Source organism: Burkholderia singularis (assembly GCF_900176645.1).
Lineage (GTDB): Bacteria > Pseudomonadota > Gammaproteobacteria > Burkholderiales > Burkholderiaceae > Burkholderia > Burkholderia singularis.
Genome location: NZ_FXAN01000066.1, coordinates 20,736 through 46,158, shown reverse-complemented (window position 1 = coordinate 46,158; position 25,423 = coordinate 20,736). Strand labels below are relative to the sequence as shown.

At 64.1% G+C, this 25,423-nt stretch carries 23 protein-coding genes; 6 read left to right on the top strand and 17 right to left on the bottom strand.

Going from position 1 to position 25,423, the window contains the following annotated elements:
* Positions 1-77: 77 nt before the first annotated feature.
* From BSIN_RS14830 to BSIN_RS14810, 5 genes are all read right to left on the bottom strand, one after another.
* The gene (locus BSIN_RS14830) at positions 78-1,004 is read right to left on the bottom strand and encodes a CysB family HTH-type transcriptional regulator (protein WP_059518363.1); all 927 of its coding nucleotides are present in this window, start codon (positions 1,002-1,004) and stop codon (positions 78-80) included.
* Positions 1,005-1,072: 68 nt separating this feature from the next.
* The gene (locus BSIN_RS14825; RefSeq protein ID WP_089341066.1) at positions 1,073-2,128 is read right to left on the bottom strand and encodes a sulfate/molybdate ABC transporter ATP-binding protein; all 1,056 of its coding nucleotides are present in this window, start codon (positions 2,126-2,128) and stop codon (positions 1,073-1,075) included.
* 12 nt (positions 2,129-2,140) lie between these two features.
* A complete protein-coding gene (cysW, locus tag BSIN_RS14820) occupies positions 2,141-3,154 on the bottom strand; it encodes a sulfate ABC transporter permease subunit CysW (protein WP_256583818.1) in 1,014 nt (337 codons plus the stop codon).
* Entirely contained in the window at positions 3,151-4,041 is an 891-nt protein-coding gene (cysT, locus tag BSIN_RS14815) for a sulfate ABC transporter permease subunit CysT (RefSeq protein ID WP_059518367.1), read from the bottom strand. The genes cysW and cysT overlap by 4 nt, the downstream gene beginning before the upstream one ends.
* A gap of 147 nt (positions 4,042-4,188) precedes the next feature.
* On the bottom strand, positions 4,189-5,226 hold the full coding sequence (locus tag BSIN_RS14810) for a sulfate ABC transporter substrate-binding protein (RefSeq protein WP_059518370.1): 1,038 nt from the start codon (positions 5,224-5,226) through the stop codon (positions 4,189-4,191).
* 271 nt (positions 5,227-5,497) lie between these two features.
* Between BSIN_RS14810 and lexA the strand changes: the two genes are divergently transcribed.
* Genes lexA through BSIN_RS14790 form a run of 3 tightly spaced genes read left to right on the top strand, consistent with a single transcriptional unit; the run spans position 5,498 to position 7,273 of the window.
* Positions 5,498-6,145 (top strand): transcriptional repressor LexA, encoded by a 648-nt coding sequence (gene lexA / locus BSIN_RS14800; RefSeq protein ID WP_069234534.1) that lies wholly within the window; start codon positions 5,498-5,500, stop codon positions 6,143-6,145.
* Positions 6,146-6,203: 58 nt separating this feature from the next.
* Positions 6,204-6,524 (top strand): hypothetical protein, encoded by a 321-nt coding sequence (locus BSIN_RS14795; protein WP_059518374.1) that lies wholly within the window; start codon positions 6,204-6,206, stop codon positions 6,522-6,524.
* A gap of 35 nt (positions 6,525-6,559) precedes the next feature.
* Complete coding sequence (locus tag BSIN_RS14790; protein ID WP_089341065.1) at positions 6,560-7,273, top strand: DUF2939 domain-containing protein; 714 nt, start codon at positions 6,560-6,562, stop codon at positions 7,271-7,273.
* A 99-nt stretch (positions 7,274-7,372) separates the two neighbouring features.
* Here the strand turns inward: BSIN_RS14790 and BSIN_RS14785 are convergent, their stop codons facing one another.
* Entirely contained in the window at positions 7,373-7,867 is a 495-nt protein-coding gene (locus BSIN_RS14785; RefSeq protein ID WP_089341069.1) for a universal stress protein, read from the bottom strand.
* Positions 7,868-8,096: 229 nt separating this feature from the next.
* Here BSIN_RS14785 and nodI point away from each other — a divergent pair, with 229 nt between their 5' ends.
* Together nodI and BSIN_RS14775 are read left to right on the top strand one after the other, a co-directional pair.
* A complete protein-coding gene (gene nodI / locus BSIN_RS14780; protein ID WP_089341064.1) occupies positions 8,097-9,011 on the top strand; it encodes a nodulation factor ABC transporter ATP-binding protein NodI in 915 nt (304 codons plus the stop codon).
* Between the two features lie 6 nt (positions 9,012-9,017).
* Positions 9,018-9,848, top strand: a complete 831-nt coding sequence (locus BSIN_RS14775) for an ABC transporter permease (protein ID WP_089341063.1) — start codon at positions 9,018-9,020, stop codon at positions 9,846-9,848.
* A 361-nt stretch (positions 9,849-10,209) separates the two neighbouring features.
* Here BSIN_RS14775 and BSIN_RS14770 read toward each other — a convergent pair whose 3' ends face one another.
* The 4 genes from BSIN_RS14770 to BSIN_RS14755 form a co-directional block, all read right to left on the bottom strand.
* Positions 10,210-10,632 (bottom strand): hypothetical protein, encoded by a 423-nt coding sequence (locus BSIN_RS14770; protein WP_059518381.1) that lies wholly within the window; start codon positions 10,630-10,632, stop codon positions 10,210-10,212.
* A gap of 63 nt (positions 10,633-10,695) precedes the next feature.
* A complete protein-coding gene (locus tag BSIN_RS14765; RefSeq protein ID WP_089341062.1) occupies positions 10,696-11,757 on the bottom strand; it encodes a permease in 1,062 nt (353 codons plus the stop codon).
* A gap of 315 nt (positions 11,758-12,072) precedes the next feature.
* On the bottom strand, positions 12,073-13,125 hold the full coding sequence (locus BSIN_RS14760; protein WP_059518385.1) for an NADP(H)-dependent aldo-keto reductase: 1,053 nt from the start codon (positions 13,123-13,125) through the stop codon (positions 12,073-12,075).
* Between the two features lie 147 nt (positions 13,126-13,272).
* Positions 13,273-13,710, bottom strand: a complete 438-nt coding sequence (locus BSIN_RS14755; RefSeq protein WP_059518387.1) for a PaaI family thioesterase — start codon at positions 13,708-13,710, stop codon at positions 13,273-13,275.
* 186 nt (positions 13,711-13,896) lie between these two features.
* Here BSIN_RS14755 and BSIN_RS14750 point away from each other — a divergent pair, with 186 nt between their 5' ends.
* The gene (locus tag BSIN_RS14750; protein ID WP_059518389.1) at positions 13,897-14,373 is read left to right on the top strand and encodes a winged helix-turn-helix transcriptional regulator; all 477 of its coding nucleotides are present in this window, start codon (positions 13,897-13,899) and stop codon (positions 14,371-14,373) included.
* A 675-nt stretch (positions 14,374-15,048) separates the two neighbouring features.
* Here BSIN_RS14750 and BSIN_RS14745 read toward each other — a convergent pair.
* Genes BSIN_RS14745 through BSIN_RS14715 form a run of 7 tightly spaced genes read right to left on the bottom strand, consistent with a single transcriptional unit; the run spans position 15,049 to position 25,422 of the window.
* Entirely contained in the window at positions 15,049-15,540 is a 492-nt protein-coding gene (locus BSIN_RS14745; protein WP_089341061.1) for a DUF2514 family protein, read from the bottom strand.
* Positions 15,537-15,956, bottom strand: coding sequence for a glycoside hydrolase family protein (locus BSIN_RS14740; RefSeq protein WP_059570527.1), 420 nt, complete (start codon positions 15,954-15,956; stop codon positions 15,537-15,539). The genes BSIN_RS14745 and BSIN_RS14740 overlap by 4 nt, the downstream gene beginning before the upstream one ends.
* A 1-nt stretch (position 15,957) precedes the next feature.
* Positions 15,958-16,242, bottom strand: coding sequence for a phage holin family protein (locus BSIN_RS14735; RefSeq protein WP_089341060.1), 285 nt, complete (start codon positions 16,240-16,242; stop codon positions 15,958-15,960).
* A 12-nt stretch (positions 16,243-16,254) separates the two neighbouring features.
* Entirely contained in the window at positions 16,255-18,414 is a 2,160-nt protein-coding gene (locus BSIN_RS14730) for a glycosyl hydrolase family 28-related protein (RefSeq protein WP_089341059.1), read from the bottom strand.
* 58 nt (positions 18,415-18,472) lie between these two features.
* Complete coding sequence (locus tag BSIN_RS14725) at positions 18,473-21,064, bottom strand: hypothetical protein (RefSeq protein ID WP_089341058.1); 2,592 nt, start codon at positions 21,062-21,064, stop codon at positions 18,473-18,475.
* Positions 21,065-23,314, bottom strand: coding sequence for a lytic transglycosylase domain-containing protein (locus BSIN_RS14720; RefSeq protein WP_089341057.1), 2,250 nt, complete (start codon positions 23,312-23,314; stop codon positions 21,065-21,067).
* Positions 23,314-25,422: a hypothetical protein gene (locus tag BSIN_RS14715; RefSeq protein WP_256583817.1), complete on the bottom strand. Its 2,109-nt coding sequence runs from the start codon at positions 25,420-25,422 to the stop codon at positions 23,314-23,316. Before BSIN_RS14715 ends, BSIN_RS14720 begins: the two co-directional genes overlap by 1 nt.
* Between the last annotated feature and the right edge of the window lies 1 nt (position 25,423).

Genomic DNA, 25,423 nt, shown 5'->3' with positions numbered 1-25,423 from the left:
GCTCCGCAAAGCCGGCCCAGCGGCATCCGCGCGACCCGCGTCGGCCGAACCGCCAGCCGGTTCGGCCCGCCGCCGCGTCAGGCCGCCTCGCGCAATTGCCCGGCGATCTCGCTTTCGGACAGATGAGGCGCGAACATTTCGATCAGCCGGTATGCGTAGGCACGCAGGAACGCACCCTTGCGCAGCCCCACCCGCGTCGTGCTCGCCTCGAACAGATGCTGCGTGTCGAGCGCGACGAGGCCCGTGTCGCGTTGCGCGTCATACGCCATCGCGGCGACCACGCCGATGCCCATCCCCAGCTCGACGTAGGTTTTGATCACGTCCGCGTCGATCGCGGTCAGCACCACATCGGGCACCGCGCCTGCCTGCGCGAACGCCTGATCGATATGCGAGCGGCCGGTGAAATCCTGATCGTAGGTGATGATCGGATATTCGGCGATGTCGTCGAGCGTTACCTTCTCGCGGCCGACGAGCGGATGTTCCTTCGGCACGACGACGACGTGATGCCACGAATAGCACGGGAACGTGACGATGTCCGGGTAGCGGTCGAGCGCCTCGGTCGAGATGCCGAGATCCGCCTCGCCGTTCAGGATCATCTGCGCGATCTGCTGAGGGCTGCCCTGACGCAGCGCGAGATGCACCTTCGGATAGACGTCGGTGAACTGGCGGATCACCTTCGGCAGCGCATAACGCGCCTGCGTGTGCGTGGTCGCAACCACCAGGTGGCCGCTGTCCTGATCCGCATACTGGCGCGCGACGCGGCGCAGGTTCTCCGCGTCGAGCAGCATCCGCTCGATCAGCTGGTGAACCGCCTTGCCCGGCTCGGTGAGCCCCGTCAAACGCTTGCCGCGGCGAATGAAGATATCGACGCCGAGTTCGTCCTCGAGATCCTTGATCTGTTTCGATACGCCCGACTGCGACGTGTAAAGCACGTTCGCGACTTCCGTCAGGTTCATGTTCTGCCGTACAGCTTCGCGCACGAAGCGCAATTGTTGAAAATTCATGGGTAGCCTCTGTCGGGCAATGTCTTTGTTGATGTGATGCAACGGTTTCGACGCGGCGCGAAAGAGCGTCAACACGCGGGAAACACGCGCACAGCGCGCGGCACGGCCGTGAGGCCGTCGCCGACGTCGAGCGCGAGCGCCTGCCACACGTTGCGGTCGAGTTCGGCCTCCAGCACGCCGCCCGCGCGCGCGGCCAGCTCGATGCGCACCGAGCCGCCAAGCGGCACGACCCGGCGCACGTCGGCGGCGATACCGCTCGCGCGCGCGTCGGCGCGAACCAGCGTGAGATCGTGCGGGCGCACGTAGGCAAACGCCCGGCCCGCGAAATCGGCGTCGACCGCGATCGCGTCGCTCGCGCCATCGGCCACGAAGCCCTCGCCGCTGACCGTGCCGGCGAGCCGGTTCGCCGCGCCGAGAAATTCGTAGACGAACGCGCTCGCCGGATGGTCGTAGACATCCTGCGGGCTGCCGACCTGCTCGACGTGCCCATGATTGAGCACGACGATCCGGTCCGCGACTTCGAGCGCCTCTTCCTGATCGTGCGTGACGAAGATCGTCGAGATATGCAGATCGTCGTGCAGCCGCCGCAGCCAGCCGCGCAATTCCTTGCGCACCTTCGCATCGAGCGCGCCGAACGGCTCGTCGAGCAGCAGCACCTTCGGCTCGACGGCCAGCGCGCGCGCCAGCGCGATGCGCTGCCGCTGGCCGCCCGACAGCTCGGACGGATAGCGCTGCGCAAGCCAGTCGAGCTGCACGAGCTTGAGCAATTCGTGCACCTTGTCGCGGATCGCCGCCTCCGAAGGACGCTCGCGGCGCGGCTTCACGCGCAGCCCGAACGCGACGTTCTCGAACACCGTCATGTGCCGGAACAGCGCGTAATGCTGGAACACGAAACCGACCTGCCGCTCGCGCGCACCAACCGACGCGACATCGAGCCCTTGCAGCAGAACCTGCCCGGCATCCGCATACTCGAGGCCCGCGATCACGCGCAGCAACGTCGTCTTGCCGCAACCGGACGGCCCGAGGAGCGCGACGAGTTCGCCCGGCGGAAAGTCGAGCGATACGTCGTCGAGCGCGGTGAAGTCGCCGAAGCGCTTGTGCAGGTTGCGAACGGTGATGCCCATCTCGGTGCCTCTTTATGAAATCGACGAAGTGACGGCAGCCCGCGCCGCTGGCGCGCCGGCGGCCGGGTGCGTATCGGCCGGCTCGTCGAGCAGGCCGCGTTCGGCCGACAGATGCCGCTCGGCGATGAACTTCAGCGCGAGCGTGACGAGCGCGAGCAATGCAAGCAGCGACGCCACCGCGAACGCGGCCGCGAAGTTGTACTCGTTGTAAAGAATCTCGACGTGCAGCGGCATCGTATCGGTTTGCCCGCGGATGTGGCCGGACACGACCGACACCGCCCCGAACTCGCCCATCGCACGCGCATTGCAGAGAATCACGCCGTACAGCAGTCCCCATTTGACGTTCGGCAGCGTCACACGCCGGAAAATCTGCCAGCCGGAGGCGCCGAGCACGCGCGCCGCCTCTTCTTCATCCGCGCCTTGCGCCTGCATCAGCGGAATCAATTCGCGCGCGACGAACGGGAACGTGACGAAGATCGTCGCGAGCACGATGCCCGGCACCGCGAAGATGATCTGCACGTCGTGCGCCTGCAGCCACGGCCCGAGCCACCCCTGCGCACCGAACAGCAGCACGTAGATCAAGCCCGAGATCACGGGCGACACCGAGAACGGCAGGTCGATCAACGTGGTGAGCAGCGCCTTGCCCTTGAATTCGAACTTCGCGATCGCCCACGATGCGCACACGCCGAACGCCAGATTGAGCGGCACCGCGATCGCCGCGACGCTCAGCGTCAGCGTGATCGCCGACCACGCATCCGGATCGGTGAGCGACGCCAGATAAAAACCGATGCCCTTGCGCAGCGCCTCGACGAACACCGCGGCGAGCGGCACGACGAGAAAAAGCGCGAGAAACGCGAGCGCTATGCCCGTGAGCAGCCAACGCACCACGCGCGACTCGCTGACCGGGTCAAGGCGCGCGAACGCGCCCGCGCTGGCCTGCGTACCGGCGCCCCCGCGGGCGCCGCCGCTGCGCGGCGCGGCCGATACCGGCGCGCGGTTCTGGTTCTGCACGAGATCGTCGCTCATTGCGCGCCTCCCAGCGCCGCGGCGCCGGCCGCCGGCGCGGGACCGCTCGCGCCGCGGCTCGTGCGACGCTGCAAATACCACTGCAGCGTGTTGACGACGAGCAGCATCGCGAACGACACGACGAGCATCACCACGGCAAGCGCCGTCGCGCCCGCATAGTCGTACTGCTCGAGCTTCGTGATGATGAGCAGCGACGTAATCTCCGATTTCATCGGCACGTTGCCCGCGATGAAGATCACCGAACCGTATTCGCCGAGCGCGCGCGCGAATGCGAGCGCGAAGCCCGTCAACAGCGCAGGCAGCACAGCGGGCAGCACGACGCGCCGGAACGTGAGCCAGCGCGTCGCGCCCAGGCACGCGGCGGCCTCCTCCTGCTCGCGCTCGAAATCCTCCAGCACCGGCTGCACGGTGCGCACGACGAACGGCAGGCCGATGAACGTCAGCGCGACGAGCACGCCGAGCGGCGTGAACGCGATCTTGATATTGAGCGGCGCGAGCAGACTGCCGACCCAGCCGTTGGTCGCATAGACGGCCGCGAGCGAAATGCCCGCCACCGAAGTCGGCAGCGCGAACGGCAGATCGACGATCGCATCGACGAGCCGCTTGAACGGAAAGGTATAGCGCACCAGCACCCACGCGACGAGAAAACCGAACACCGCGTTGACGAGCGCGCCGCCGAGCGCGGCGAGAAACGTCAGCCGGTACGACGCAAGCACGCGCGGCGACGTCGTCGCGGCGACGAACTGATCCCAGGTAAGCGTTGCCGTTTTCAGAAAAGTCGCGGCGAGCGGAATCAGCACCACGAGGCTCAAATAAGCCAGCGTGATGCCGAGCGTCACACCGAATCCCGGCAACGCGCTCGGTTTGCGCAAGGTAAACGTCGTCATGCGGAATGCTCTTCCTGGATGATGCACATGGGGGCGCCGGACGGTGCTCGCGCCACTACAGCACGAACACCGTCCGGTTCGCCATCTGCGCCGGCGGCACCGGCGCGGGCCGCGCGCGGCGTCCAACCGGGCGCTTATCGCGCCGGCTTATTGCGGCTTGTAGATCGAATCGAACACACCGCCGTCGGCGAAATGCGTTTTCTGCGCTTGCGTCCAGCCGCCGAACGTGTCGTCGACCGTGTACAGCTTCAGCTTCGGAAACTGCTTCGTCAGCGCGGCCGGCACATCCTTCGCGCGCGGCCGGTAATAGTTGCGCGCGGCGATCTCCTGCCCTTCCTTGCTGTACAGGAACTGCAGATACGCCTGTGCAAGCTTGCGCGTGCCCTTCTTGTCGACCACCTTGTCGACCACCGCAACCGGCGGCTCGGCCAGAATGCTGGCCGACGGCACGACGATCTCGAACTTGTCGGCGCCGAATTCCTTGACTGACAGAAACGCCTCGTTTTCCCATGCGATCAGCACGTCGCCGATGCCGCGCTGCACGAAGCTGGTGGTCGCGCCGCGCGCGCCAGAGTCGAGCACGCCCGCGTTCTTATAGAGCTTCGTGATGAATTCCTTGGCCGTTTCCGCGCTGCCGCCCGGCTTGTGCTGCGCATACGCCCACGCGGCGAGATAGTTCCAGCGCGCGCCGCCCGAGGTCTTCGGGTTCGGCGTGACGATCGACACGCCCGGCTTCACGAGGTCGTCCCAGTCCTTGATGCCTTTCGGATTGCCCTTGCGCACGAGAAACACGATCGTCGACGTGTAAGGCGACGCGTTGTCCGGCAGACGTTTCTGCCAATCCTTGTCGACGAGGCCCTTGTTCGCGAGCGCGTCGATGTCATAGGCGAGCGCGAGCGTCACGACGTCGGCCTGCAAGCCGTCGAGCACCGAGCGCGCCTGCGCGCCCGAGCCGCCGTGCGACTGCTTGAAATTGACCGTCTCACCCGTCTTGGCTTTCCACTCCTTGCTGAACGCCTGATTGACGTCTTGATACAACTCGCGCGTCGGATCATACGAGACGTTCAGAAACGTCGTGTCCGCCAGCGCGGGCGTGAGCACGCCGAGCACGGCTGCCGCGCCGAGCGCGACCGATGCGATGAGACGCCGCGCGCCGTTGCCCAACCCCGTTTTGCGCTTGACCATCCGTTGTTCTCCAAGTGTATGTGCAGGCCGTCAGTTCAAGGTGGGGCCAGTCTAACGAACGGGTTTCATCATTAAAAATAATCGTTCCTTATTTTTTAATACTCAAAAGTGGTAATGAAACGCCGCTGGACGGTTATTGCCGCCGAAACGCCGTTGGGACGGCGCGAAGCCACGGCGGAAACGATGCGATAGCGTCGAACTTCAAGTAACGCTTGAATTTCCGTGGATACTGTATAAAAATACAGACACTGTCTATCCATACAGTCATCTCATGATCAAACTCACCGCCCGTCAGCAGCAAGTGTTCGACTTGATCCGCCGCGCGATCGAGCGCTCCGGCTTTCCCCCTACCCGCGCGGAAATCGCCGCCGAACTGGGGTTCAGTTCGCCGAACGCCGCCGAGGAGCACTTGCGCGCGCTTGCACGCAAGGGCGTGATCGAACTGGCGGCCGGCGCATCGCGCGGCATCCGCTTGCTCGGCACCGACGATGCGCCGCATCAGCTTCCGCTGCCGCATGCGGCGCTGATGCAGCTGTCGCTGCCGCTCGTCGGCCGTGTCGCCGCAGGCAGCCCGATCCTCGCGCAGGAGCACATCTCACAACATTACGCGTGCGATCCGGCGCTCTTCTCGAGTAAGCCCGACTACCTGCTGAAGGTGCGCGGGCTGTCGATGCGCGACGCCGGCATCCTCGACGGAGATTTGCTCGCGGTACAAAAACGCAGCGAGGCGAAGGATGGCCAGATCATCGTCGCGCGGCTCGGCGATGACGTCACGGTCAAACGCCTGAAGCGTCACGCTGGCGGCGTCGAGTTGATCGCGGAAAACCCGGATTACGAAAATATCTTTGTCAAGGCGGGCAGCGCGGAATTCGCGCTCGAAGGTATCGCCGTCGGACTGATTCGCCCGGGCGAATTCTGATCGCCCGTTGGCCCCGCTACAGCTTCGCCTTTCCATTCGCTTGGATCTGGAGAACCCTATGGAACGCCTCGCCCGCCTGCTGCCCTTTCGACAATTTGGCCGCCTGCGCCATCTGCGCGGACGCACGCCTTGCGCGCCGCTCGTCGAGGATTCGCATGCCGCCGGCGTGCAGCCGTCGCTGCTGCCGTCTGCACTGCCCGCATTCGCACGCGTATCGCTGAACAGCGCGCTCCACCACGCGGAGCCCGCTCGACGTGCACCGGTAAGGGTTTACCACGGGCCATCCCGGTTCATCATGGTCGGCACGGTCGACGCAATCTGCCGCATGATCGATCGCTGCATCGCCGAGGAACATTCGCTTACACAGCAAGGTCTCTGATCCTCGAGCGCTATTTCGTTCGTCGAGGGGGCTGTTTGAGTGCTATCGCGCATCCGCAAAGACGGGTCCTGAAACCGCTTTTTATCATCGCGATGTTCGTTATTGCCGTCGCGATGATTGTCTATGGGTACGCGTCGCCTTATCTCGCGCTCAGACAAATCAAGCAGGCGATCGACGCGCGCGACGCTCACGCGATCAGTCAATACGTCGATTTTCCGGCGCTGCGCAGCAGCCTGAAGCAGCAGCTCACCAATGAATTGATGCAGCGTATCGAAGCCCGGCAGCGCGACAATCCATTGGCCATCATCGGTGCACTCGTCGGTTCGGCACTCGTCGGTCCGCTCGTCGATGCGTATGCAACCCCAGAGGGCGTCGCTGCGTTGATGAGCGGTTTACCGCCACGCGCTCAGCCTGGTGAACGTCCACCCGAACTGAACCCGGCCGGCAGCGAGCCGTCCACCGCAGCGGCCACGGCGCCCGGCGCGGCGCCGCCGTTAAACAACGGCGGCGTTTCGTCGTCCGTATCTGGAGCCGCCACCGACACCACGACGCAAACTGCGCCGCCGCCGGCGTCCGATGCGCCGTCCAACCTGGCGCCGCGCACTAGTGCATCGTACCGAGGGGTAGACGAATTCGTCGTCATCTATCGCCGTAACAACAGCAATGCACACTACGCCGCAATTTTCCATCGCAGCGGGCTGTTCGGCTGGAAATTGTCGGCAATCGACCTGCACGAGCATGACAATTGAGCTGGCAGCCGGCACGCCAGCCGTTCGAACAGTGGTCGGCGCAACCGAATACGATCCGTTGCGCCGCACGGTCGCAGTCGCCCACCGTCGCGGCGAACGTTATCGTCCGGTCGCCACCTGCGCCGCCTCTTTCTGGCTCTCCGCGCGCTGTTCGGTAGGCGACGAGCAGGCAACGAGAATGCTGCACGATATGCGGTCAAGCAATTGCGTGTTGCCCGAACCCATCCACCATCGCGACAAGCCGCTCCGGCAACGATGGCCGACCACGACGAGATCGACCCCGAGCTTCGTTGCGAGATTGGCGATTTCGTCGATCGGATAGCCGAATGCAAAGTGCCCCTGCGCCTGCACGCCGCGCGCGGTCAGCCAATCGACGCCTTCTTGCAGGATTTCGCGCGCGGTTTCCTCGAAGCGGCTGCATGCAACGTCGGTCAGCAAGCCGGCGCTTTGAGCAATGCTCGATCGCATGTCGACAACCGACAGCAAATGCGTTTCCGCCTTCAGATCGAGCGCCAAATCGGCTCCGCACCGCAATGCCTTGCGGCCTTCGAGCGTACCGTCGTAGCACAGTAGAATTTTTTTATAGCTCGCCATGATGATCTCCCTATTACGCAACAGGCGCGTGAGTTCATCATGGTGCGACGCAATCGCAGATGCAAGAGCTGGAAAACGCTGATTCGCCGCGCGCCGCAAATGCTCAATGATGTGATGTAACGATACCGGCCGACACGTGATCCGCACGTCTCGCGCCGCTGAAATCATGCAATCGATGCACTAGAATGGCCCGTTCGTGCCGCACGATTCCTATTACCTCCGCTCGCCCATGTCCGTCGCATCGATCGATTTTCAGGAAGTCGAAAAACGCTATGACAACCGGCTCGTCGTCGATGGGCTGTCGTTTCATGTGCATCCCGGCGAATGTTTTGGCCTGCTCGGTCCGAACGGCGCGGGCAAAACCACGACGCTCAAGATGCTGCTCGGCGTCATCCATCCCGATGCGGGCTCGATCCGACTATGCGGCGAACCGGTGCCGGCGCGCGCGCGCCATGCGCGCCGGCGCATCGGCGTGGTGCCGCAGTTCGACAACCTCGACCCCGACTTTACCGTTCGCGAGAACCTGATCGTCTTCGCGCGCTATTTCGGGCTCACCGCACACGATGCGCGCGCGCTCGTGCCGCCGCTGCTCGAATTCGCGAAGCTCGAAAACAAGGCGAATGCGAAGGTAAGCGAGCTGTCCGGCGGCATGAAACGGCGGCTGACTCTCGCGCGCGCGCTCGTCAACGACCCTGACGTGCTCGTGCTCGACGAACCGACGACAGGGCTCGATCCGCAAGCGCGGCATCTGATGTGGGAGCGGTTGCGCTCGCTGCTCGCACGCGGCAAGACGATCCTTTTGACCACGCATTTCATGGAAGAAGCCGAGCGCCTGTGCCATCGGCTGTGCGTGATCGAGGAAGGCCGGAAGATCGCGGAGGGCGCGCCGCACTCGTTGATCGAGCAGGAAATCGGTTGCGATGTGATCGAAATCTACGGCCCCGATCCCGTGAGCTTGCGCGACGAACTTGCGCCCCTGGTCAAGCGCACCGAAATCAGCGGCGAAACGCTCTTTTGCTATGTCGACGATCCCGAGCCGATCAATACGCGGCTGAAAGGCCGTCACGGCCTGCGCTGCCTGAACCGGCCGGCCAATCTCGAAGACGTGTTTTTGCGGCTGACGGGCCGCGAGATGCAGGACTGACGCACGATGGACACCCGCCGTTACACGCCGCCCCCCGCCACCGCGCCCCGCGAGCGCGAATCCCTGCTGGCGCTGCCCGCGAACGCGACCAATTGGATCGCCGTCTGGCGGCGCAACTATCTCGTCTGGCAGAAGCTCGCGCTCGCGTCGATGTTCGGCAATCTCGCCGATCCGATGATCTATTTATTCGGGCTCGGGCTCGGACTCGGGCTGATGGTCGGGCATGTCGACGGCGTGTCGTACATTGCATTTCTAGCGGCCGGCACGGTCGGCTCGAGCGTGATGATGTCGGCGAGCTTCGAAGCAATGTATTCGGGCTTTTCGCGCATGCACGTGCAGCGCACCTGGGAGGCGATCATGCACACGCCGCTCGCGCTCGGCGATATCGTACTCGGCGAGATCGTCTGGGCAGCGAGCAAGGCGATGCTGTCGGGTGCCGCGATCATGCTCGTCGCTGGCATCCTCGGTTACGCGACATTTCCGTCGATGTTGCTTGCGTTGCCGGTAATCGCGCTCGCCGGCCTTGCATTCGCGAGCTTATCGATGATCGTCACCGCGCTCGCGCCGTCGTATGACTTCTTCATGTTCTATCAGACGCTTGTGCTGACGCCGATGCTGCTGCTCTCCGGCGTGTTCTTTCCGCTCACGCAGTTACCCGATTTCGCACGGCATGCTGCTTATGCGTTACCGCTCGCGAATGCCGTCGACCTGATCCGCCCTGCAATGCTCGATCGGCCGGCCACCGGCGTCGCGATGCACGTCGCAATCCTTGCCGCGTATGCGATTGGCGGTTTTTTCGTCTGCGCCCGGCTATTCAGGAGGCGGATGATGCGCTGAATACGCAGGCGTAACAAGCAACCGCGGCCCGCGCTAAGCCTTTGAGCCTTTGAGCCTTTGAGCCGCACGGATTGTCGGCCCAGGCGGCCCGAACAGCCAGTTTCGCCAGCGGCTATTTCTGCACGCGGCTCGTTTGCCGAATGCTGCACGACCGATCCGCCGCGCTCGTCTGCAGCCGCGGCTTCACGCAGCGCGCTCCGCCTGGCGGCATCGCCATACAAATGACGCCTGCACGCGCGGCATCGCGCTTCATCAGCCGCATCTCACCGGCCGCGCTTCATCAATCGCGCACTGGCCGTCCGAACCGCATCCCGTGGTCGGCAGCCGATGGCCCGCGCCGGCCCGCCGTGCTCATTCGCGCTCACTCGTCGTCGTCGCTCCACGGCATCTCGACATCGGTCAAGAACGCAACGGTCGCAATCGGACCGCCCTCCTGCCGGCCGAGTTTGCCATCCGCGCGATGCCATTCGACGCGAAACACCGTGCCCGGATCGTCGGCGAGCAAATAGACGGTGCGCAGCTCTTCCGGATCGGCATCCGCGACGGGCCCATCGAACGACACCAGCATCTTCTGCGGCCACAGCCCGTTGATCGGATCGTAAACTCGCTCGCCTTGCGGAATCTCCACGCTCGCCTCGACGCCGATCGTCGCCGACGCCTCGACGATCATCTTGCCAAGCGCGTTCAGCACGGCAGTCGCGCGCGTGGAATTGGCCTGGCGGATCGCCAGATCACCGCGCGTCAGCGCCTGTTCGAGCCGGGGGTGTACCTTGTGTTGCGTCATGCGTTTTCCTGATTGTTTCCACTGCTGAAATAGCGGCCGGCCTCTGCGCCGAGGCCGGCCCGATTAGAATCCGAGCCCGATTGCGGCCAGGCCACCGACGATTCCGAATACGACGACGAGCCCCGCGACGAGCGCGAGCGTCGCCGGTTTGAACGAGCGGGCAAGCATGGCGAGCGACGGCACGCTGACGGGCGGCAGCGTCATCAGCAATGCGCCGGCCGGCCCGACGCCCATGCCGAGCGACAGCATCGCCTGGATGATCGGCACCTCGCCCGCGGTCGGAATCACGAACAGCATGCCTGCCACCGCGAATGCGACGATCCAGCCAAGCCCGTTGCCAATGTCCGGCCCGATGTGCGGAAAAAGCCATGCGCGCGCCGCGCCGAGCAGCAGCACGAGCACCAGATACTCGGGAATGAGGCGCACCGCCATTCGCACGAAAAGCTTCGCCCAGCGAACGAACGCGTTGCCGGCCTCGACCTGCCCGGCAATCAGCCGCGCGCGCAATGCATCGTCGATCGCACGCGTTTGCGGCCCGGCAAGACGGTTCAGCAGATAGCCAATGCCGAACACCATGGCGATGCCGAGCACGAGCCGCAACGCACTCCACTGCCAGCCGAGCACGAAGCCCATGAACACCAGCGCAGCGGGGTTGAGCACCGTATTGCCGAGCCAGAAGGCGACCGCCCCGCCCGGCGATGCGTCACGCTCGCGCAAACCGGCGACGACCGGCGCCGCGCAGCACGTGCACATCATGCCGGGCAGCGCGAGCAGACCGCCCGCCGCGACACTGCCGAACCCCGTGCCGCCGAGCGCGCGCGCGACCCAATGCGCGGGCAGCAGCGCCTGCACCGCCGAGCCGAGCAGCAGACCCAGCACCATCGCCTGCCAGATCGCCTTGCCATACGCCCAGGCATAGTCGAGCGCCGCCTTCAACGACGGCTCGGGCGGCTGCGCCGCCGTTCCCATCAGAATCGACTGGCCGATCGAATGATGATCGGCGGCAACGAATGCCTTGTGGTAGTACGGAAACCACTTCACATAGAAGAGCCCTGCGACAGCGAGCAGCACGAACGCAGCCAAGCCAAGCGCGGGATGCGGATTAAGAGAACGGGAAGTGGTCATGCTGGTCGCCGTGAATGCGTGTATCGGAGCCTATTGCGCATCGAAGCGAAACGCCGGAAACGGATGAATGAGCGGCCGCCCGCGCCGCATGCAGCGATGGCGGCCGCTCATCGACGCTTCGGCCTCGGATACGGGAAATCACTACCCGGTTCGACCGAACCGGGCCGGTAACGGGAAACCGGAATTATCGCACGTGATGCGCGATTCTCCGATCAACACCCGTGCCGCCGCACGCATGCACTGCGCGTGGCGCCCATCGGCCGCTCGCGCTGGCGCCCCCGCGTAAAAGCCGCACCATCGCCCCGGATGCACCCTTCAAGGCGCCGGATTGGGCTGCAATTCGTGCAGCGCGTCGATTTCGGCAAGAATTTCCGGCGACAGCGTCACGTCGATGCTGGCGATGTTCTCCCGCAACTGCTCGAGCGACGTCGCGCCCACCAGATTACTCGTCACGAACGGCCGGCTGTTGACGAACGCGAGCGCCAACTGCACCGGCGACAGCCCATGGCGCTTGGCCAGCGCGACATAGCGCGAGGTCGCCTCGAGCGCCTTCGGCTTGCTGTAACGCTGGAACCGCTCGTACAGCGTGATGCGCGCGCCGGCAGGGCGCGCGCCGCCTTCATACTTGCCGGACAGCCAGCCGAACGCGAGCGGCGAATAGGCGAGCAGCCCGATGCCGTCGCGATGGCTGAACTCCGACAGCCCGTTCTCGAACGTGCGGTTCAGCAAGCTGTACGGATTCTGGATGCTGACGATGCGCGGCACGCCGGCCTGCCGCGCCGCGTGCAGAAACTGCGCGACGCCCCACGGCGTTTCGTTCGACACGCCGACATGCCGCACCTTGCCCGCCTTGACGAACTCGCCGAGCACGGCGAGCGTTTCTTCGATCGGCACCGTATAGGGATCGTCGACCCAGGGGTAGGTTGAGCGGCCGAACGTCGTCGTGCTCCGGTCTGGCCAATGGAGTTGGTACAGATCGACATAATCGGTTTGCAAGCGCTTCAAGCTGCCGTCGAGCGCCTCGGTCAGATTCTTGCGGTCGAACTGGTTGCCCGTGCCGCGGATATGCGCGGGCTGATGCGGCTGACGCACCGGGCCGGCGATCTTCGTCGCGATCGTCAGCTTGTCTCTGAGCGCGCGGTGCTTCGCGAGCCAAGTGCCGAGGTAGGATTCGGTGCGCCCTTGCGTTTCCGGCTTCGGCGGCACGGGGTACATCTCGGCCGTATCGATCAGCGTCACGCCCTGGTCGACGGCGTAATCGAGCTGCGCGTGCGCGTCGCTTTCCGTATTCTGCTCGCCCCAGGTCATCGTGCCGAGGCCGATCACGCTGACTTCAACGCCCGAATCGCCGAGTGTGCGGTATTTCATGCTGGTTTCCTGTTGCGTCGAGTGGAAAATCCCGACGCTAGCACATCGGCGGGATTGCTTCACGGCGCGCCCGGCCCTGCGCCGCTCGAGCGGCGCTTACGCTGCCGGCGCGGCTCGAGCGGCAGCGCAAATGCGCCGTCCCGCCGCTCAGGGCTGCCGCTGAATGAAGCAGGTGGCCGATGCGTGGGCAACCAGTTTGTCATCCGATGTCTTCAGCGTCCCTTCCGCGACGCCCAGGCTTTTCGACAAATGGATCACACGCCCCTCGGCAATCAGGTCGGCGTCGCGCGGCACCGGACGCAGCATTTTCACGTGCAGATCGATCGTCCCGTAACCGACTCCCGCATCGAGCATCGTATGCACCGCGCAGCCGGTAACGGAATCGAGCACGGTCGCGGCGAAACCGCCGTGCACGCCGCCCAGCGGATTCAAATGGCGACCGTCGGCCCGGGCGCTCATCCTGATGTAACCGAGCTCGACATCGTCAATGCGCATCGGCACCGTCTCGGCGATCGACGCAACCGGCAAATCGCCCGCTGCGGCGGCGCGCAACAGTTCGAGACCGGACATGGAAAGCGGATTCATCAATACTCCTCGTTATCGCGACACTGGAACGACGCGCATCGCACCTCTGTAAGTTCCAAAAAAGAACTAATGATGGCACTCATTATTGATAAGCGATCAAAGGCTTGTCAACACGCATGGCCGTATCCGATCCGAACCTAAGTTCTATAATGGAATGCAGGACCTGATCCACGATGGAAATCAATCATGAAATGGGATGACGTCGGCTCGATGCCGTGCTCGATCGCGCGCACGCTCGCGGTTCTCGGCGACCGCTGGACCATGCTCATTCTGCGCAACGCGTTTTTCGGCGTGCGCCGCTTCGATGCGTTCCAGGCGCAGCTCGGCCTCACCCGCCACGTGCTCGCGGATCGGCTCGCCCGGCTCGTCGACGAAGGCATCTTCACAAAGCGCGCATACCAGGAGCGGCCGCCGCGCTTCGAATATCGACTGTCCCAGAAAGGGCTCGAACTCTATCCCGTGCTGCTCGCGCTCAATGCGTGGGGCGATCGCTGGAAAGACGATGGCAACGGGCCACCCATCCTGCTGCGGCACCGGACATGCGGCCATCTGATCAGGCCCGTGACCGTGTGTGCGCAATGCGGCGACCCGCTCGATCCGCACGACGTCGAGCCGGTGCCAGGCCCATATTGGCAACAGAGAATGGAAAGCAAGGTCGGGTAATCGCACTCGGGCGCAGAAATTGAACGATACGGGCGGTTTCCGCCGCTTGTGAGCGCGGCCATTTTTTGACGCGGCCATTCAAAGAGCGCGCAGTTCCGCTCGCTGCGCCATGACAGCGCGTTCTTCCGGCCGCCTGCGCGATTCAGCCGGGTTACGAATCGCGGGCAAATGCGATTGATTCGGCTGGAGTAAAAAAATCTACCGGCGCCCCGCGCCGTCGATCTGCCACACCGGTTGAGTAAAACACATTGCGGGGGATTCGCTATGGCGGATGACGTTTGACGCTCGAGCGATTTTCCGTCGACCGGGCTTCGCGCTCGGCGGTTCAAGCTTGCCACTCCTCCGATCGGCCCGCGACGATGTGGCCTGCGGGTCGCGCGTTTCGCGTCGACGGAATTGACTCATTCGCTCGGCGGCCCACCCGGTTTCATTGCGGTAAAATTATGGGTTATCTCTACGTCGCCGCGTCTTACGGTCCCCGCTTATGTCAGTTTCACCCTTGCTGAGTCCTCGCCGCGTATCGGTTGCGCCGATGATGGATGGGATAGAGCAAAGTACGTAAAGGCTTATGTAGAAAGCCCTTTTAGGATTTTATTTTTCCTGTGTAGCACGTGCGTAGCACTTTGGCGAGTACGGATATGGCCGTTTCTTGTCATCGGGCCTATACCGCGCCTATTACGGTTGGTCGGTTTGTGTACCGCGCGTCAACGCGTCGTAGTCGCGCTCGCACTGCTGGCCGGCGATGCGGGCACGGTCAGCATATTCCGCCAGCTCTCCCGCGCGCTGGTCAGCCCGGCCGAGCACGTCGGCGAGCAGATCGAGGGCATCGCCGGTTGGCGAGCTTCCGGCGGCAACGGCGGGATGGCGGGCGCGCTCGACCAGCACGGCGACTTGCTTGCGCAGGCCGTCAGCAGCATCAGCGGCACGAGCAGCGTCAGCGCGCGCCGTATCACGTTGTTTCGCAGCATCTTCAGCAATCTCCTGTTGAGCCGCAGTACGGCGTTGTTCCTCCGCGCGCGCAGCGGTAACGGCGTCGAGTTGCGCTTTCTGCGCGGCGACCGTCGTCGTGCGCACGCCGTCGGCGTGCCCCTTGAAATAGCCGGTTGCCGAGCCCACTACGGCGGCGGCAATCACGGCGAGCCAGACACGGGGATCGATCCAAGTCATGCCCCGCTCCGCATCATCGCGGCGAGGCGCGTCGCACGCGCGCCGACCTGCTGCGCCCACTTCGACGCAAGCATGCCGTCGGCCGCCGCCGCGTAGTCGCCGCGCTTCATCGCCGCGAGCGTATTCGTGAACGTGAGCAGCGCACCGCCCATGTTGAATGCCATGTTGATCACCACGCGCTGACGTACACCATCAAGTTGACGCCACCACGATAAATTCCGATCGAGCCAGGCCACCGTCCGATCAATGTCGCTCGACAGCATCGCGTCGCACTCGGGATCGCTGATGCCCACATCGGTTAGATTGCGGCCGACACCGATCGTCGTTTTGCCGACGGTATCAACGTAGGGTTTCAGCCGACGCCCTTCGTCGCGGCTCAGTTCGGCAATGAGTTGCCGACGATCAAAGGTGCCCATGTCACTTTTCTCCGAAAATCACCTTGGCTTTCCGGCGCAGCAACACTTCCAAATACTGCGACCCAACGATACCAAGCGCGCTGCCAAGACCGAGCAGTGCCATCGGAGGCAGATCGGGAATTTGAAGTAGCGCAACACCAGCGATCATCGATGTTGCCGAACCCAGCATCGCGCGTCCGACGACGAGACGAAATGTCAGTTGCTCATCACCAACGAACACCTTCGCGATACCGATCGCCGCGCCCATGACAATCAACTCCAAAATCGTCTTCTCGTGTTCTTGCATATCCCCCGCTCCCTATAGCTCGATCCACTGCCGACCGTTGAACCGATACTCGGCCATGAGTCCCGCAAGCACGGTTGCGTCGCGCCCCGCCTTGTTGACGATCGTATTCATGGGCGCTTGATCGCCGCCGTAAGGTGTGTGGGCAATCGTAGTGTCGGCCAGCATGGAAAAGCACACCTTCTGTCCTGCAAATCCACCGTTGACCGTATTGAAACGACCGCCCCCCAAAATGGCGAGCGTGTCCTGCGGAATCGTCGGGGGCAAATTCAGCGCGGAGCCATCCAAAGATCGACCGGTCAATATGAGACTCGCCCCGACTGGCGGCTGCCCTGCTGGGAGATCAACGAAATGATTCGTCTCAAGTAAGATCGTGGCGGTCTTTACCGTCGACTCGATCGGCCGTACACGCTGGGCTTGGAACCGGTTGTTCGAGATGATGGCGGGCGATGTGCTGCGCGTAACGACACCGTAGTTGGCGTCGTAGAAATTGTTGGTGGTGACAATGGCATCGCCCTGCGCAAGGTCAACGCCCGCCTCAAGGTTGTACCAGAACGAGCAATCCGTGATCATCGTCACGAGCCCTGGGTTCGTGTTCACGTGAACCCCCCACATCTGCGACGACGCCTGGCACCCAATGAGCCGTGTACCGTACTGACACTTCCCTTCGACCTGCATCCCGATGGCACCTTTGTAGGCACCGTTGATTAAATCGTAAGGTCCATCGGACCAGAAATTCATGACGGTCGTCGAGTCGGTGTTGAGCAGAAGAAGGCCGCGCATGTACCCGAAGCTGAAGTTGTTCGCGAACATCGCACCGTCTACGCCGTCGTGCAACGCATAAGCCGTTCCGGGGCGAACCAGCAAAGCCGGATTGGCCCCTGCCGCGACTGCCGCGATCGTTGCGAACGGCCACATGTGGCACTTGTTAAAGTGTGGGATGTCACGGCATTCAGCAATATCGAACCCGTTGTTACAGTCCCCATAGACGTACATGATTCGTGGCCGCGCGAAACCGTTCAGCTTCAGGAGCTTGTCGAATCCCATGACGAGCAACCGCTCGACGGTTGTGTCGTCGCCGTTGATCGTGACTGCCGTGCCTTGCCAGTCGCTGATACTGGTCACCGGGAAGGTCATTCCCTTTCGGTAAATCAGCGCTCGTGTAAGCGATGCGTTGCTGTGGACGCGGATCGTTGCGGCGGGATTGAGAATCAGTGCGCCGCATACGTTTCCGTATGGCGTTGAATAGTTGTTGCCTGGTGAGCCGAACCCCTCGGCATGCCCGCGCAGCGTGACATTCGGCAAAATGTCCAGGTCATTGTCGATCAGCGACCGGCCGCCCGTCGGGATATAGACGACCCCACCACCGCGCGCGAACATGTAATCGATCGCCTTTTGGTAAGCCGCGTGATCGTTCGCCACGCCGTCGGCACGCGCGCCAAAGACTGACGCGGACACGGCATCGGTGTACTGTAGCTCGTAGCCAATACCGTGTGCGGTGGTAATCTGCGTCCCGTCGTTATCCCAGCTAGCCGGCGCGCTGCTCTGTCGTGGGATGTACAGCCCCCCGCCACCGTCTGCCGGGGCGTCCGCACCCGCAACGAATACGTGCTTTGTGCTGGGATCGACGGCCCGCAACATCGTGCGGTTATCGACGACGGGCGTCTCGACCGACCCAATCTTTAACGATATCGAAATCGGGTTGCCGTCGTTGTTAAAACCAAGCGCGGCATTGGAGCGCACCGACTTTGCCGGCAAGTTTTGATTTAGCGACAGTGATTTGTCGTTACGCGGGAACAGCAGCGCGAGCCCGATCGCGCTCGCATGTTGCTGATCGATCATTGTCAGCTTGTCGAGCGCTTTCTCGGTCGTACTGGACGGAAACGGATCGTTTTGCTGATATTTCGATTCCTGCGTAATGGGCACAACGCGGGAAATCGTAAACAGGTTACCGGCCGCGAGTGGCGTAAGCAGCGTAAGCGATCCTCCACTCTCGTTGCCTGCACCAGACAAAATGAAGTCGGTGCCATGCACGAGGTCGTGCTCTGCTCCATCAGGCGCAACAGCATAGGCGACGATGTGATCGTCGCTGAGGAAATAAAACGGAATCGGGAAATGAAAAGTCGTCCCGTCCGTCTGATATGAAATTTCCTGAAAATCGGATGTAACCGTCATGGCGCAGTCCTTGACTGAACTGCCCCATGTTGACGAACATCAGACGGGGAATCCCCCGTTATTCACTGAATGCCCGGTTCAGGTCCGGTGTACGCTGCGGGGAAGACGTACCTGGCTGCCAGTAGTAATCGTTGTGGTACTGATTGTTGGATCGGCTAATGTTCCGCTGCGTCACACCGGGCGAAAGATTCTCGGCGATGTTGTCCCACAACAACCGGTTCCACACCGTTTTCCAATACCAGAGATTGACGAGTGGCGTATTAGATTGGGCGATCTTCAACAAGTCAGCACCGACGTGCGTATCCTTGCCCTGCGCCGCGTCCTGCACGTTTGACGACAGCGCGCGCAGCGGCTGGAACAGCGTCGACAGTAGCGGGCCGCCGACAGCACTCCCGAGCAGCGAGCCGTAGTCGGCCGACTCGAACGCCGCGACCAGCATGTCTCCCGCGAAGCCGGCGCCCCCGCCGACCGAGAATGCCCGCGTCCAGAAGCTACCCGCGTGCTTCACATCGTCGAACATCGGTTCGGGATCCTTCCCCGCGATCAGGTTCTTCGCTTGCGTCGAGATCGCGCCGATCAGCGTCGTGCTGACGACGAGTGCCGCGGCGTAGGCCATCGGGTTCGCGAGCGCCGGCGCGCCGTCTACGCGGAAGTCGCCCGATCGCCGCATGTCACCGATGCGCCCCCAATGCCGCGAGATCATCGCCATCGGGAACGACTTGAACTGCATGAACGACTTTTTCAGTTCGCCCGTAACCGTGCCGGGCGTAGCCGACGCGATAACCTTCGTGCGCAGATCAGGGTTCAGCACCGCGAACTCGCCTTCCTCGCGGATCATGCCGAGCAGCTTCGGCACGACGTCGGCGGCCCGCGCGTCGCCGGTTGCGTATAGCGCGTCCGGCGTCAGGTATTCGGCATCGCCGTACTTTCCAGGTGTCGCCTTGTTCACGACCGCCCAATCGTCAGCCGTCAGGCCGGCGCGCGTGAGTGCGCGGCGATCCCATTCGGTCAGGCTGTTCCAGTCGGTGCGGCCGATGCCGGCAAGGCCGCGCATCATGTGCGACTGAAAAGCCGTGCGCAATGCGTCGGTCCAACCGGTAACGCCGCCGAACTTCATCGTCGCGGCGGACAGATTGCGGGCCCACGTCGTCGCGAGGTTGTCCGTACCCCACCGGTTCAGTCCGTGCTCGAGCGATTCGGCGATCAGCCCCTGCGACGACAGCCACGACCGGAAGTCCTTCGAGCCAGGCGCCATTAGCCGCGCGGCGGTGCCGAGCGTCTTGAAGAACGGCACCTTGTTGTAGCCGGCCGTAACGAACATCGTGCCCACGTCGCCGAGCGCGGCAAGGATCGTGCCCTGCAGCTTCACGGCGCTGACCGTCGTTCGCAGCGTCTCCATCTTCCGCGCGAGCGCGGGATTGACGGGCGTGTTCGTGGCGCCGGTAACGTAGTTCCAGTACGCGCCGACCGACGTCATGCCGCCCTCGAGCGTGCGCATTTCCGTGCCGTCGTGCACCGCCGTCAGCTGCATCTGCGTCTTCATGTTGCGCGTCGGGTTCGGGCCGTAGCGCTCGACGAGCGCGATGTTCTTCGCCATGCCGCCAACGTGATCGATCAGCGCGTTCAGCAGCGATCCCTCACCGAACTGGCGGTTGTACTGCATATGCGCATCAGCATCACGGAAGTGCAGCACGCGGTGCGCGGAACCGGTGTTTGCACGCGCGGCGCCCCCCGACGTCTCGCCAGGAACGATCTTGTTGACGCCGCCGTACGCGATCGTGTCCCACACCCCCTGCTTGCGCGGCGCGATGTTGCCACGCGCGGCCGCGTTCGCACGCTCCCACGCTTCGCGATCCTCGCCGACTAGCACCTTGCGCAGCTCGACGTCGCTCAGCGGGTTCCCGGCATCGTCCAGGTATTGCGAGCGATCAAGCAGCGGCATGACGGCATCTGCCCACGCGTGCCGCTGCGCATCCGAGCCGTTGCCGAGCACCTTGCTTTGTGAATGTCGAATCGGCACGTAGCCGTAGTCAAGTTCGCCGACATTCCCGCCGGCGCGGTTGAAGCGTTCGCGCATCGCGCTCGTTGTCTTCGCGATCTGCTCTGCGGCAGCCTTCGCCACTTCATTTCCTGTCGAGCCATCCGCGCCGCGGTACACCTCGCGGATGATGTCGCGCTCCATCGCCGGGTTGTCGACATCGAACGCGCGCGCGAGGAAATTCTGCCCGACTTTCATCGCGTCGATCGCACCCATCGTCTGCCGCATGTAATCCGACTTGATCGCGCCGGCCAGCACGTATGTCTGCTCGATGTCGTGCTTGACGATCTTCTCTCGTGCGCCCTTTCGGTGAGCATTTTCGGGATCGGCATACAATGCTTCCTGAATCCGATCGGTCGTCTCGATCTGCTTGGCGATCTGCAACTGCTTGCGGGCGCGGTCAAGCTCTGCCTCGTGAAGAAGCTGCTGCCGAGCCCATTCAGCGCCAGCGGCGACGCGATCTGACTGCGACATTGCCGACCACGCGGCAGGATCTTGCCGCGCCTTCGCGCGCATGCCCGCGCGCACGCGGTTCTCGATGCCATCGATCTCGGCCTGCGTAAGCTTCCGGCCGGCGGCCGCCTCGACCGCATTGACGCACTTCTGGTGCATTTAGCCTCCCAGGCTAATGAAGCAGTTCGCAGCGACTTCGAACAGGCCGGCGTCCTGCGTGTTCATGGCGTACTCGTCGTCGATCTGCTGCAGCAGCTCAGCAACGGTGCCCGTGCGCTCGCCGGCCGGCGTGTCGATCGTGACCTGCATGTCCGGGCGCAACGCGGCGGTATCGCGCAGATTGGCATTGATGGCGCGCGCACTCGGCGCGGCACCGGTTGGCGCAGTGCTAGCGCGCGGCGCGGTGCTGGCCGGGATCGTATCGGCCGCCTGCAACACAGGTTCCTGCGACTCACGGTACATCACCGGCTCACGCCGCGTCTGCGCGCGCACGACATCCTCGACAAACTTCGACAGCGGCGTGCGGCGCGTGGCCGGCGCGTCGATCCCAGCGCGCGCGGAACGCAGGTCGGCCAGCTGCGCGTCGAGCGCGCCGAGCTGCTGGTGTGCCTGCTGCGCGCGGGCATTTTCCTCGATCGCGCCGCGCAGGCGCTGCACCTGCGCCTCGTGATCAGCGATTGCCGCATCGATCTGCTTCTGCGCCTTCGCGGCCGCGGCCTTGTACTTCATGCCCTGATCCTGCAACTGGCGCGTCAACTCCTTCACGCCAGCGGCGGAATCGTCAGGCCGCGCGGCGACGAGCTGATCGAGCTCGGCGCGCATCTGCGACACAGCGCCCTGATCGGCGAGCCCGGCGGTCTGCTGCGCGACGTCGGTACGCTGCGCCTCGGCTTCCGCGATCAGCGAGTCGAGCGCGGTCGCGCGGGCCGAATCATCACTGGACACGAACCGAGCGACGTCCGGAAACTGGCCGGCGTCCATCTGGCGTGCGGCGAGCTCGAATGCGTCCTGATGCGCTGTCATCGCGGTGATGTCGTCCGGCCGGCCGAATACGTACGCGTCGTCGACAATGCGCTGGCCGCGCGCGAGCAGCGCCGCGTCGACCTGTTCGGGCGTCACGCGGAACGTCGCAGAGTCGATGCCGCGGGTCGCGAGATAGCTGTTCACACGCTCTAGATACGCCGCCGTCTCGTCTGCCGGCGGTCGTTCGCCGCGCATCACTGCGGCCGCCTGCCGGGGGCCACCGTTGTAGTCCGCGATCATCGCCTGCAGATTTCCGCCGTACTGCTTCTGCGTGTCGGCCAGGTATTTCGCCATGCCGTTGAGCGCCTGCACCGGATCGGTCGGATCGGTTACGCCGTACTTGATCCGGTTCTCGGGCATCATCTGCGACACACCGGCCGCTCCCTTCGGTGACACCTGCCCCGAATTCGACTTCTCGCCAGCGTTCTTCAGCGCGAGCATCAGCTCAGGCGGCACACCGGCCGCCTGCGCGGCTTGCACGGCGTACGCGTCGAGCTGCGGCGAGTTGTACGGCAGTGCGCGGCGTGCGTCGATCGAAAGGGTTTCGAGCGGTGCCGTTGCCGCAGCGGCCGTCTGCTTGGCGGCGCGCGCCGACACCGCAGTGTGCACGCCGGCGAACGCGCCGGCCATCAACGTCGACGCGGCGATGTTCACCGGGTCGAGCGGGTCGATCTGGTCGGCGAGGTGGTCGTAATCCGCATTGCGCAGAATCGCCTTTTCGATCGTCGCCTGCGCGATAGCGGCGCCGGGGCCGCCGGCCGCAACGAGCCCCGCCGTGCGCGCGAGGGTCGTACCGGCGACCGGCAGCACGGCGCCCGCAGCAGTGATCGCGCCCTCGACCGCGCCGACCGATGTCCGCGTGCCGACGTCGACACCCTGCCGCTTCAGGTCTTCGGCGCGCGACATGCCGATCGACGTGCCGCCGACGGCTGCGCCAGCCAGCGGACCGCCAAGCACCGCGGCGGGCACGATCTGTGTCAGCCCCGACACCACGCCCTGCACGGTCTGGTCGATCGCCGTCGTGCGTGTCGGGTCCGGTTTGAACGTGTCGGATAGGTCGTACGCACGTGTGCCGAGCGCCGACTCGAACAGATGCCCGGCGCGTTGCTTCGCGACAGCCTCATTGATCTGCTTGTCGGCATCGGCCTGCGCCTGCGGGTTCAGCGTCAGCGTATCCGGGTCGACGTACGCCTGGCTCAAACCGGCAACGAGATCAGACGCCGCGCCGAACAGCGCCGTACTGCCTTGCCCGACGCCGCGCCCTACTGCACTCGCGATCGAAGTGATTGATGTCGACGGGTAGACGCGCGGCTCGGGCACATCGATCTGGTTTTGCCCGTTCAGGAAACTGGCGGTCTGGTCGGCGTAAAGCGAATCGATCGGCATTACATACCCTCCGGGAACGGCATCGCCGGAGATTGCCCGGCCGGCGCTGCGGCGCTCGGCGTGTTCTTCGTCGGAAACGTCAGGTGCACCGTGACCGGCGCGCCAGTCTTGTCGGTAACGAATTTCGCGCCAGACTGTACGGCGTACGTGCCGCGCACGCCGATTCGCACCAGGCGGTAGCTCGAGAACTGCTTCACGAAGTCAGCGACCGGGATCTCGTGCCCGTTCGCGAATACGCTTTCGACGCCCGGATTCTCGATGTTCGCAGCCGTGACCTGCTTCACAGCGCTCTGGAAATCTTCCTCGCGCCAGCCGTACGGCATCGCGACGATGTTCGGCTTCCCGTTGATCTGCATACCGCCCGTGGTCGAGATTCCGCCCGTCGCGCCGCTGATCGCATTTTGCACATCGGTGCTGCTCGGTTGCGCGCGACCGCCTCGCGCGGCGCTCCCAATGGCGATGAAGTACGCAGCCTCTTTCGCGTCTTCGGCCTGTTCCGGCGGCAATGCATCGCCGATAGCGTTCGCGATCGTGGCGCGCATGCCGGTGCCGGCCACGTCGTCGATCTTGACCGTTTTGTCTTTCAGCGCCTGCGCGCCGGCAAGAATGAACGTGCTGAGCGGCGCGCCGCTCGTCGTCATCAGCGGTCGACCGCCGGCATCCGCGGCGCCGGCCTTCAGCGCGAGCGCCATCGCGGGACTCTTCTCTTTCCACTGCGCGGCGAGATCCGCGATCCGACCAGCATTGCCGAACGCCTGCCCGATCTGGTTCAGTGCCTGCGCCTTTGTGTCGATCGGCAACACGTCGACGGCGGTGAGGACGGTCTGCGCTTCGTCCGGGGTGAGTAGCGACACCCGCCGGCCGGCGGCCTGCTCCACAGTGCCTGCCGCCTGAGCGCGGCCAGCGAGAGACGCGACGAGGCCGGGTACGCTCGATGTGTCCACCTGAGGCACGCCCTGAAGCACGCCGCGGTCGAGTGCTGCGTTCCACGGGTCCGCCTTGTACGCCGCGACGCTCGCGGTATGGATCTGCTCGAGCTGCTTCACCGCCGCAGCCTGATCCGGATCGGTGCCGCGCGTCGCGGCCTCGGCCTGATACTGCTGCAGCGTCGCGGCCTGTTGCGACAGCGATGCGCTAGCGAAGCCGGCGCGCTGGCTCGCCATTCCGATCAACTCGCGCACGGCCCCGGCAACGCTCGTGCCTTGCGTCGACGTGAGAAGCTGGTTCGTGAATTCCGGGCTAAGCTGCTTACCCTCGTTCACGAGCGTGAGCGCCTGATTGTGCAGGTCGACGGCGGCGTTCTCGCGCTGGAGCGCCTCACGCTCAGCCGCGTTCTGCTGCTGTGCCACGAGCGCACGTGCGTGGTTCTGCAGCGCGACCAGTTTCGTCGGCGGCAGATCGCCGACCCACTCGTAGCCCGCCGGCAACGGCTCGTCTGGCTTCTGCGTCAGCACGCCGAGCGTTGTGGCCGGATCGTTCGACACCATGCGCATGCCGGCCGCCGTCGACGCAACGTCCTTGAAATTGTCGACGAGCTTCGCCTTGGTCTGCGGATCCAGCTGCGCGGTGTCGATCAACGCGAGCTGGGATGCGCGCGTCGCTCCATACAGGCTCGGGTCCATCGCGATCGCGCGCGCAGCCGTGTCGTTGCCCTGCTGGTACTGGCTAACGTTGTACGCGCGGTGCTGCTGGGCCTGCCAGTTAATCGCGTTTGATGCAAGTGAAGTTCGCAACTCGTCAAGCTGCAATGCATAGAAGTTCTTGGCGCGCCCTTCCGGCATCTGTCCGAGTTGCTTCTGTGCATAGTCGTCGAATCCTTTCAACACGCCCGGCGTGAAGTCCGGCGCGCCGGGTGCCGCGCTGTCCTTCATCTGCTGTAGGTTTTGCAGCCACGTCACCTTGTCCTCGCCGATCCTCCGCGAAACCGTGGCTTGCTCATCCTGCTGCCGCTGTGCTTCCAGAACGCCAGCGGTTTGCATCATCGCGCCCCCGGCCTGCTGCAACGCAGCGCCTGTTCCGTCCTGGACGCTCGAGAACGGCGTTTGCGCGCCGGATGTCTGCAACTGCGGTGTAACCTGCGGTTCGTATGTCGGGATTCGGATTGCCATG

What these genes read in the sequence shown, in the direction of transcription:
- BSIN_RS14735 (WP_089341060.1), bottom strand. Translation starts at nt 16,242, where the DNA reads ATGCAAGAACACGAGAAGACGATTTTGGAGTTGATTGTCATGGGCGCG.
- lexA (WP_069234534.1), top strand. Translation starts at nt 5,498, where the DNA reads ATGATCAAACTCACCGCCCGTCAGCAGCAAGTGTTCGACTTGATCCGC.
- BSIN_RS14770 (WP_059518381.1), bottom strand. Translation starts at nt 10,632, where the DNA reads ATGACGCAACACAAGGTACACCCCCGGCTCGAACAGGCGCTGACGCGC.
- BSIN_RS14785 (WP_089341069.1), bottom strand. Translation starts at nt 7,867, where the DNA reads ATGGCGAGCTATAAAAAAATTCTACTGTGCTACGACGGTACGCTCGAA.
- cysT (WP_059518367.1), bottom strand. Translation starts at nt 4,041, where the DNA reads ATGACGACGTTTACCTTGCGCAAACCGAGCGCGTTGCCGGGATTCGGT.
- BSIN_RS14825 (WP_089341066.1), bottom strand. Translation starts at nt 2,128, where the DNA reads ATGGGCATCACCGTTCGCAACCTGCACAAGCGCTTCGGCGACTTCACC.
- cysW (WP_256583818.1), bottom strand. Translation starts at nt 3,154, where the DNA reads ATGAGCGACGATCTCGTGCAGAACCAGAACCGCGCGCCGGTATCGGCC.
- nodI (WP_089341064.1), top strand. Translation starts at nt 8,097, where the DNA reads ATGTCCGTCGCATCGATCGATTTTCAGGAAGTCGAAAAACGCTATGAC.
- BSIN_RS14745 (WP_089341061.1), bottom strand. Translation starts at nt 15,540, where the DNA reads ATGACTTGGATCGATCCCCGTGTCTGGCTCGCCGTGATTGCCGCCGCC.
- BSIN_RS14720 (WP_089341057.1), bottom strand. Translation starts at nt 23,314, where the DNA reads ATGCCGATCGATTCGCTTTACGCCGACCAGACCGCCAGTTTCCTGAAC.
- BSIN_RS14760 (WP_059518385.1), bottom strand. Translation starts at nt 13,125, where the DNA reads ATGAAATACCGCACACTCGGCGATTCGGGCGTTGAAGTCAGCGTGATC.
- BSIN_RS14810 (WP_059518370.1), bottom strand. Translation starts at nt 5,226, where the DNA reads ATGGTCAAGCGCAAAACGGGGTTGGGCAACGGCGCGCGGCGTCTCATC.
- BSIN_RS14765 (WP_089341062.1), bottom strand. Translation starts at nt 11,757, where the DNA reads ATGACCACTTCCCGTTCTCTTAATCCGCATCCCGCGCTTGGCTTGGCT.
- BSIN_RS14715 (WP_256583817.1), bottom strand. Translation starts at nt 25,422, where the DNA reads ATGGCAATCCGAATCCCGACATACGAACCGCAGGTTACACCGCAGTTG.
- BSIN_RS14730 (WP_089341059.1), bottom strand. Translation starts at nt 18,414, where the DNA reads ATGACGGTTACATCCGATTTTCAGGAAATTTCATATCAGACGGACGGG.
- BSIN_RS14795 (WP_059518374.1), top strand. Translation starts at nt 6,204, where the DNA reads ATGGAACGCCTCGCCCGCCTGCTGCCCTTTCGACAATTTGGCCGCCTG.
- BSIN_RS14725 (WP_089341058.1), bottom strand. Translation starts at nt 21,064, where the DNA reads ATGCACCAGAAGTGCGTCAATGCGGTCGAGGCGGCCGCCGGCCGGAAG.
- BSIN_RS14740 (WP_059570527.1), bottom strand. Translation starts at nt 15,956, where the DNA reads ATGGGCACCTTTGATCGTCGGCAACTCATTGCCGAACTGAGCCGCGAC.
- BSIN_RS14755 (WP_059518387.1), bottom strand. Translation starts at nt 13,710, where the DNA reads ATGAATCCGCTTTCCATGTCCGGTCTCGAACTGTTGCGCGCCGCCGCA.
- BSIN_RS14775 (WP_089341063.1), top strand. Translation starts at nt 9,018, where the DNA reads ATGGACACCCGCCGTTACACGCCGCCCCCCGCCACCGCGCCCCGCGAG.
- BSIN_RS14750 (WP_059518389.1), top strand. Translation starts at nt 13,897, where the DNA reads ATGAAATGGGATGACGTCGGCTCGATGCCGTGCTCGATCGCGCGCACG.
- BSIN_RS14830 (WP_059518363.1), bottom strand. Translation starts at nt 1,004, where the DNA reads ATGAATTTTCAACAATTGCGCTTCGTGCGCGAAGCTGTACGGCAGAAC.